8 protein-coding genes are annotated in these 7,798 nt (G+C 57.0%); 2 read left to right on the forward strand and 6 right to left on the reverse strand.

Annotated elements, in window-relative coordinates; all coding sequences use genetic code 11:
• Positions 1 to 26 precede the first annotated feature (26 nt).
• Complete coding sequence (locus C5F52_RS26185) at positions 27 to 1,151, forward strand: class I SAM-dependent methyltransferase (protein WP_104801327.1); 1,125 nt, start codon at positions 27 to 29, stop codon at positions 1,149 to 1,151.
• On the opposite strand, the gene C5F52_RS26190 is transcribed toward C5F52_RS26185, so the two are convergent.
• Entirely contained in the window at positions 1,120 to 2,154 is a 1,035-nt protein-coding gene (locus C5F52_RS26190; protein WP_161499770.1) for an alpha/beta fold hydrolase, read from the reverse strand. The two genes, C5F52_RS26185 and C5F52_RS26190, sit on opposite strands and share 32 nt — an antisense overlap.
• A 62-nt stretch (positions 2,155 to 2,216) precedes the next feature.
• Between C5F52_RS26190 and C5F52_RS26195 the strand changes: the two genes are divergently transcribed.
• A complete protein-coding gene (locus C5F52_RS26195) occupies positions 2,217 to 2,807 on the forward strand; it encodes an ATP-binding cassette domain-containing protein (RefSeq protein WP_104801312.1) in 591 nt (196 codons plus the stop codon).
• Between the two features lie 84 nt (positions 2,808 to 2,891).
• Here C5F52_RS26195 and aspS read toward each other — a convergent pair whose 3' ends face one another.
• From aspS to C5F52_RS26220, 5 genes are all read right to left on the reverse strand, one after another.
• On the reverse strand, positions 2,892 to 4,703 hold the full coding sequence (gene aspS, locus C5F52_RS26200) for an aspartate--tRNA ligase (RefSeq protein WP_104801313.1): 1,812 nt from the start codon (positions 4,701 to 4,703) through the stop codon (positions 2,892 to 2,894).
• A 2-nt stretch (positions 4,704 to 4,705) separates the two neighbouring features.
• Entirely contained in the window at positions 4,706 to 5,338 is a 633-nt protein-coding gene (locus tag C5F52_RS26205) for a DUF502 domain-containing protein (protein WP_104801314.1), read from the reverse strand.
• A gap of 24 nt (positions 5,339 to 5,362) precedes the next feature.
• Complete coding sequence (locus C5F52_RS26210; protein ID WP_104801315.1) at positions 5,363 to 5,716, reverse strand: FmdB family zinc ribbon protein; 354 nt, start codon at positions 5,714 to 5,716, stop codon at positions 5,363 to 5,365.
• A 100-nt stretch (positions 5,717 to 5,816) separates the two neighbouring features.
• A complete protein-coding gene (locus C5F52_RS26215) occupies positions 5,817 to 7,208 on the reverse strand; it encodes a sodium:solute symporter family protein (protein ID WP_104801316.1) in 1,392 nt (463 codons plus the stop codon).
• A 46-nt stretch (positions 7,209 to 7,254) separates the two neighbouring features.
• The coding region (locus tag C5F52_RS26220) for an IS3 family transposase (protein WP_146100169.1) at positions 7,255 to 7,798 on the reverse strand (544 nt) is incomplete at its 5' end.

Genomic DNA, 7,798 nt, shown 5'->3' on the forward strand with positions numbered 1-7,798 from the left:
CCGCAAGCCCGCTCTATGATGCCGCCATGCTCACCCCACTCGACACCTTACCCACCTGGCGCGCCGAAAGCGGCGCAGCCGCCCCACGTCGTGTGGTGGCCGCGGACGACACCATGTCGGCCGACACGGCCTACCGACTCGCTTGCGAGGGCACAGGTCTACTGTGGCAAGGTGACTTTCACAACGCACGCCAACTGCTACAAGCCTTGGCTCGTCGCACCGAGCGCAAGCCAAAGAAAAACAAAAAGCCAGAGGCTGAACTCTCGCCAGTACAAGCCTTCAATGCACACCGCTTGGCTTTGGGGCAACGCGCACGCATCTTGGCCATGGTGATCGTGCCCTTAGAGGGCGACTACACCATCCCATTACGCCGCGCACCCGACCTCAAACAAGCCTGCACAGATGCATGGGGCCCTGCCAATGGTGAAGCCTGTATGGTGTCTATGCGCGAACTGCTAGGCGTAGTGGGCGCACATGAGTGGCGCAAAAAAGGCGTAGAGATAGCAGCCCTGGGTGACGCACCCAACAACCGCATCTACCCACACTACGGCGTGTTCTCGCCGGTACGTGGTGAGTATGTGGACCTCGTGGCGAATACGCCCATCAAAGACAAATCGCTCGCGTTTGATATTGGCGTGGGCACCGGCGTGTTGTCTGCTGTGTTGGCCAAACGCGGCGTGCAACGCATCGTCGCGACCGACCAAGACCCACGCGCCCTTACCTGCGCGCGTGAGAACCTGCAACGCTTGCAGCGCATCGACAAAGTGGAATTGGTGCAAACCGATTTATTCCCAGAAGGCCAAGCGCCGCTGATTGTGTGCAACCCCCCGTGGGTACCTGCTCGTCCCAGCTCACCCATTGAGCACGCGGTGTACGACGAAGGCAGCCGCATGCTGCGCGGTTTCTTAAGTGGGTTGCGTGAGCACCTTGCGCCCAATGGCGAAGGCTGGCTGATCTTGTCGGACTTGGCCGAGCACTTGGGACTGCGCACGCGTGAAGAGCTGATTTGTTGGATCAGCGAAGCAGGGTTGAAACTGGTGGATCGCCATGACATCAAGCCGCGTCACGGCAAAGCCAGCGACGAGACCGATCCGCTGCACGCAGCACGCGCCAAAGAAGTTACTTCTTTGTGGCGCCTAGCAGCTGCTTGAGCAAGCCCAGTAATCCCACGCGTGGCTCAGTGCCCTGCTGAGCTGTCGCTGCCTTTGGCTGAACAGGCTCTGGTTCTGCCACAGGTTCAGGCGTAGCTTTGGGTTGAGGTGCTGCGGCTGGTGTGTCAAACGGCATCGGCATTTGCTGCGCCTGCTGCACAGGGGCTTCGCGCACGGGTTCTGGTTTGGCTGGCGTGGCAGCGGGCAAATGAAGCGCTTGCAACACAAACTGGTTCACCATCGCATTGAACGGCACGGGGTGTGCAGCACCTGTCACTTCGAGCACCTGCGCTTTGGGAAATTCGCGCTGCAGCTCTTTGACTTGCTGGGCCGGACACACACCCGATTCGCTGCCGTGCATCAAACGCACGGGGCCTTTGAAGCCACTGAGCAAGTGGCCAAACTTCATACCCTTCCAGTCTTTGCGATAAGGCAGATCGAAGTGCGAAGGTGATTGCACCGCCAGCACAGCGCCAATGCTCACATTGAACTTGGCTGCCATTTCTTCCGGCGTAGGCAAGCGGCCTTCTTTTTTCATGCCGTCGTACAAACCGTAGATCGACATCCACGGCAAGTCCAAACCAATGTCGTTGAAGAACAGACCGCTCACTTGGTTTTGCGCATCGTGTGCCAAGTACATGGCCAAAATGCCCCCCATGCTGGTGCCCAACACCTCGATATGCGGCACTGGTTTGCCATCGGGGATCAACTCGGCGCGAATGAAATGCACGATATCTTCTAAGTACACCCTCATGGTGTACCCCTTGTCACCGGGCAAGGGGCTGGAGTCACCTCGGCCACACAAGTCCACACTGATCACACGTAAGCCTTGCAGGCCTTCGGCGGCTTGCAGCAACGGGTCAAACGTGGCGCGGGTTTCTAACAGACCGGGCAAGCACAGCAGCACATACGGACTGTTGGCATCGCCCACCGCGCTATAGGCCAAATGGCGGCTATCTTTTGATAGAGGAAACTGAAGAGCAGGAAATTTGGAGACGGTCATAACTGCAATCATCCTAGTCGATACACAGAGAAACGCGTGCTTGTTTTGCGTACGATAAGCCTATGTCTAGCGCACATCATTTTCAGCTCGCAGTTCAAGACGTCGCATACGGCCCACTGCAACACCTATTGTTCTCTTGGCCCCCTGGCGTGAGCTGGGTGTGTGGCGATGAAGGCAAAGGCAAGACCACGCTGCTGCGCTTGCTAGCGGGCGATTTACAGCCCACCGCAGGCCAAGTGATCACGCCTGAAGGGGGCGTGTTTTGGATCGACCTGCAAGATTCGACACACGACGCCACCACCGTGCAAGCCTGTTGGGATGCTTTACGTGCGCACTACCCGCGTTGGAATCAAGACCTGCTGCAAGACTTGGCCGAAGAACTCGGCATGACCCAACACCTCGACAAACGCCTCAGCATGCTGTCAGCCGGCAGCCGCCGCAAGGTGATGGTGGTGGCGGCTTTGGCATCAGGTGCAACCGTGACCTTGCTAGACCAGCCATTTGCCGCACTCGACTTGGCATCGGTTCGCGTCATCCATGAGTTCTTGCACGAAGCGGCAGAGCACAGTAGCCGTGCGTGGATCGTGGCTGATTACGAAGCACCCAACGATTTGCCACTGGCGAGTGTGCTCAACTTAGACGCACCGCGCTAAATCGCAAATATAAAAAAGGCTCCCGAGGGAGCCTTTGTCGTTTGCACCGAAGTGCCATTGAACCAATGCCATTGAGCCCATGCATTAAGCCTTGGCTGCATCCAAGTTGCGCAAGCGAATGTGCAATTCGCGCAACTGCTTCTCGTCCACAGGGCTGGGTGCTTGGGTGAGCAAACACTGAGCGCGTTGGGTCTTAGGGAAAGCAATCACGTCGCGAATGGATTCAGCACCGGTCATCAACGTGACGATGCGGTCCAAACCGAAGGCCAAGCCGCCGTGTGGAGGCGCACCGTATTGCAATGCGTCGAGCAAGAAGCCAAACTTAAGCTGGGCTTCTTCAGGCGTGATCTTCAAAGCGTCAAACACTTTTTGTTGCACGTCGGCGCGGTGGATACGGACGGAGCCGCCGCCCATTTCCCAACCGTTCAACACCATGTCGTAGCCCTTGGAGATGCACTTCTCGGGCGCGGTAACCATCCAGTCTTCGTGGCCGTCTTTGGGCGCGGTGAAGGGGTGGTGCACGGCGGTGTAGCGTTGGCTTTCGTCGTCGAACTCGAACATCGGGAAGTCGACCACCCACATTGGGGCCCAACGGTTTTCAAACAAACCGTTCTTCTTGCCGAACTCGCTGTGGCCAATCTTGATGCGCAAAGCACCGATGGCGTCGTTCACGATCTTGGCTTTGTCTGCGCCGAAGAAAATCAAGTCGCCGTCTTGTGCACCTGTGCGCTCCAGCACTGCAGCCAAAGCTGCGTCGTGGATGTTTTTCACAATGGGTGACTGCAAGCCGTCACGGCCCTTGGCCAACTCGTTCACGCGGATGTAGGCCAAGCCCTTCGCGCCGTAGATCTTGACGAACTCGGTGTACGCGTCGATCTCGCCACGGCTGATGCCGCCGCCTTCCACAGAACCATTGGGCACGCGCAGGGCCACCACGCGGCCGCCCTTCATGTTGGCAGCACCTGAGAACACTTTGAAGTCCACATCGCCCATGACATCGGTCACTTCGGTGAACTGCAATTTCACACGCAGGTCTGGCTTGTCAGAGCCGTAGATGTGCATGGCGTCTTGGTAAGTCATGACGGGGAACTCGCCCAGGTCCACGCCGATGGTGTTGGTGAACACGCGCTTGATCATGCCTTGGAACATGTCGCGGATTTCTTCCTCGCTCAAGAACGAGGTTTCAATATCAATCTGCGTGAATTCAGGTTGACGGTCAGCGCGCAAGTCTTCGTCGCGGAAGCATTTGGTGATTTGGTAGTAACGGTCATAGCCCGCCACCATCAACAGCTGTTTGAACAACTGAGGCGACTGAGGCAACGCAAAGAAGTGGCCGTCATGCACGCGGCTAGGCACGAGGTAATCGCGCGCGCCTTCGGGCGTGCTCTTGGTCAACATAGGTGTTTCGATGTCGACAAAGCCGTTTTCATCGAGGTACTTGCGCACTTCCATCGACACTTTGTAGCGAAGCATCAGGTTGTTTTGCATGTACGGGCGACGCAGGTCGAGCACGCGGTGTGTGAGGCGTGTGGTCTCAGACAAGTTGTCATCGTCAATTTGGAACGGCGGCGTGACCGACTCGTTCAACACGATCAACTCGTGGCACAAAACTTCAATCTTGCCGCTCTTCAAACCTTCGTTGGTCGTGCCATCCGGACGTGGGCGCACCAAGCCTTTGATCTGAACGCAAAACTCATTGCGCACGTTCTCAGCCACTTTGAACATGTCAGGGCGATCTGGGTCGCACACGACTTGCACGTAGCCTTCGCGGTCACGCAAGTCAATAAAGATCACGCCGCCGTGGTCACGACGACGATTCACCCAGCCGCACAGGCTCACGGTTTGACCATTGAGGGCTTCGGTCACGAGACCGCAGTAGTGGGAGCGCATTGCCATTTTTAGTTTCTCTTTTCTTTGAGTGCGGGGACGCTTGGAGAGACAGCGCCCATGGAAATTACATAAGTCAGGGCTTCGTCAACGCTGAGGTCAAGTTCGATGACATCGGTCTTTGGAACCAACAAAAAGTAGCCGCTGGTGGGGTTGGGTGTGGTGGGCACGTAGACGCTCAAATACTCACCATCGAGTTTGCTGGCGACTTCACCCACAGGCGTGCCCGTTTGAAAAGCAATGGTCCAAGTGCCGCTGTGCGGGTATTGCACCAACAAGGCTTTACGAAACGCGTTGCCACCATCGGAGAACAAGGTGTCTGACACCTTCTTCACGCTGGAGTAGATAGATTTGACGATTGGGATTTGGTTCAGTAAACGGTCCCATTGCTTCATCCACCAACGGCCTGCCACGTTAGAGACCAAACCGCCAGTGAGTAACAACACCAGCACCAACAAAATGACGCCGAGGCCTGGCACATGGTCAAGCCAATAAATCATGTCGGGCGAGACGAGGCGCAACTTGGTCAGCGTGCCCAGGAAGGCACTGTCGAGTGAGCCCACCAGCCAGCTCAATACAGCCGCCGTGATGACCAATGGCGTCCAGACCAAAAGGCCAGCGAGCAGGTATTTTTTAATCGGCATGAAGTGCTTTGCGGTTTTGAAAAATCAGTGACACGCGCAGCCCGTGGCGCAACCGCCCGAAGCTGCTGGCGTGGCGGGGCTGCTAGAAGCGGTATCCGCGCTGCCGCTGGAACTGGTGCTGCCAGCAGCGCTGTCGCTGGTCGCGGCTGCGGCAGCCGTGCTCGCTGTAGCGGCTGGGGCAGATGTGCCGCCGGAGCCGCCTTTGAAATCGGTGGCGTACCAACCCGAGCCTTTGAGCTGAAAGCCCGCGGCGGTGAGTTGTTTGGAAAACGTGGGTTTGCCGCATTCAGGGCAATCCGTCAGCGGGGCATCCGCAATTTTTTGTAGCACGTCCTTGGCATGACCGCAGGACCCGCATTTGTAGGCGTAAATTGGCATGGCGAGGGGGTTCGGTAAAACCCTGAATTATAGGCGCGTGGACCCTATTTCAAGGGCCAACCCGCCGCACCCGCCCTCTTTGGCGCAAGTGGGCTCGGGCTTAAGCCGCACCCACCAATTTGTGATGGCCACTATGGGCATTGCGAATGGCCTGCGGGCCCAAAGAGCCCAGCACCATGCCCGTCAAACTGGCCAACACGCCCGCCAGCTGCGCTGGAAAGTCCTCACCTGCAGGCGTGAACAAGAACAAGCCCCAGGTCAACAAGCCCAGCACCAAGGCAAAGATCGCGCCCTGTGTGGTGGCACGTTTCCAATACAAGCCAAAGGTCAGCGGCACAAACGCGCCCACCAACGGCACTTGGTAAGCGCCAGACACCATCTCGTAAATTGACGTGCCTTGCATGCGAATGGCATAGCCCAGCACCAAGATGCTAAAGACCAACACTGTCACGCGCATGGCGCGCAGCTCTTGCTGGTCGCTTTGGTGGGGGTGGAACTGACGCCAAATATTTTCGGTGAACGTGACGCTAGGAGCCAGCAACGTGGCCGAGGCACACGACTTGATGGCCGACAACAACGCACCAAAGAACAACACCTGCATGACAAACGGCATTTGCGTCATCACCAAAGTAGGCAGCACTTTTTGGGGGTCATCCGCGATCAAGGTTGTGGCTTGCTCGGGCATGATGATCATGGCGCTGACCACCAAGAACATGGGCACAAACGCAAACAAGATGTAGCAAATGCCGCCAATCACGGGGCCATGCGTGGCGGCTTTGATGCTGTTGGCCGACATGACGCGTTGAAACACATCTTGCTGGGGAATCGACCCCAGCATGATGGTGATGGCAGAAGCGAAGAAAAACAAAATGTCTTTGAGCTGTGGCTCGGGCCAGAACTTGAACATGTCTTGGCTAATGGCCAGCTCTAACACCTTGTCTGCCCCGCCCGCTTGGTCTGCAGCAAACACCGCAAGCACAGACAAGCCCACCACCAAGATGATCATCTGAATGAAGTCGGTGATGGCCACCGACCACATGCCACCAAACAAGGTGTAAGCCAAGATCGACACCACGCCAATGACCATGCCCAGCTCTAGGCTGACCACGCCATCGGACAACAAGTTAAACACGAGGCCCAAAGCCGTGACTTGCGCCGACACCCAACCAAGGTAGCTGACCATGATGATGAGAGAGCACACCACTTCCACCACGCGGCCATAGCGCTCGCGGAAGTAGTCGCTGATGGTGAGCAACGTCATGCGGTAGAGCTTGCCCGCGAAGAACAGGCCTACAAAGATCAGACAAAAGCCCGCGCCGAAGGGGTCTTCCACCACGCCGTGCAAGCCACCATTCACAAACTTGGCGGGAATGCCCAACACGGTTTCAGAACCAAACCACGTGGCAAACGTGGTGGTGATGACCATGGCCATCGGTAGGTGACGACCGGCAATGGCAAAGTCAGCCGAGTTTTGAACGCGCTTGGCCGCCATCAAACTGAACTGACCCCCAAGACTTGGACGGTTGCGCTTCCGCCAACTAAGCGGTCCTTCTCAGCCGGTACTCCACCGGGCTGAGTCCTTTCAATCTGAGCTTGATGCGCTCATGGTTGTAGTAGCGGACGTAATCATGCACGCCAGCTTCAAGTTCATCAACGCTATTTGGTGGTGCAAGATGAAAATACTCGGCTTTTAGGGTGCCGAAGAAGCTTTCAATTACCGCGTTGTCAAAGCAGTTCCCCTTGCGGCTCATACTTTGCTTGACTCCACGCTGCGCAAGCATCGCTCGATAGGGCTGCATCTTGTAGTGCCAGCCTTGGTCAGAGTGAACGATCAGCCCCGCAGTGCACTCGGTCCGCGAAAGCGCTTCCTGCAGAGTGCTGGCAACCAGCTCGTAAACGGGACGTCTGGCCATTTGGTGCGCGACGATCTCGCCGTTGTAAAGGTCCATGCAGGCCGACAGATAGAGCTTGTTACCATGCACATTGAACTCGGTGACGTCTGTCGCCCATTTCTGGTTTGGCGCGGTTGCACAAAAGTCGCGTTCCAGTACGTTCGGCACTTGCTCATCGCTCATACCGGAG

The organism is Limnohabitans sp. TS-CS-82 (genome assembly GCF_002943475.1).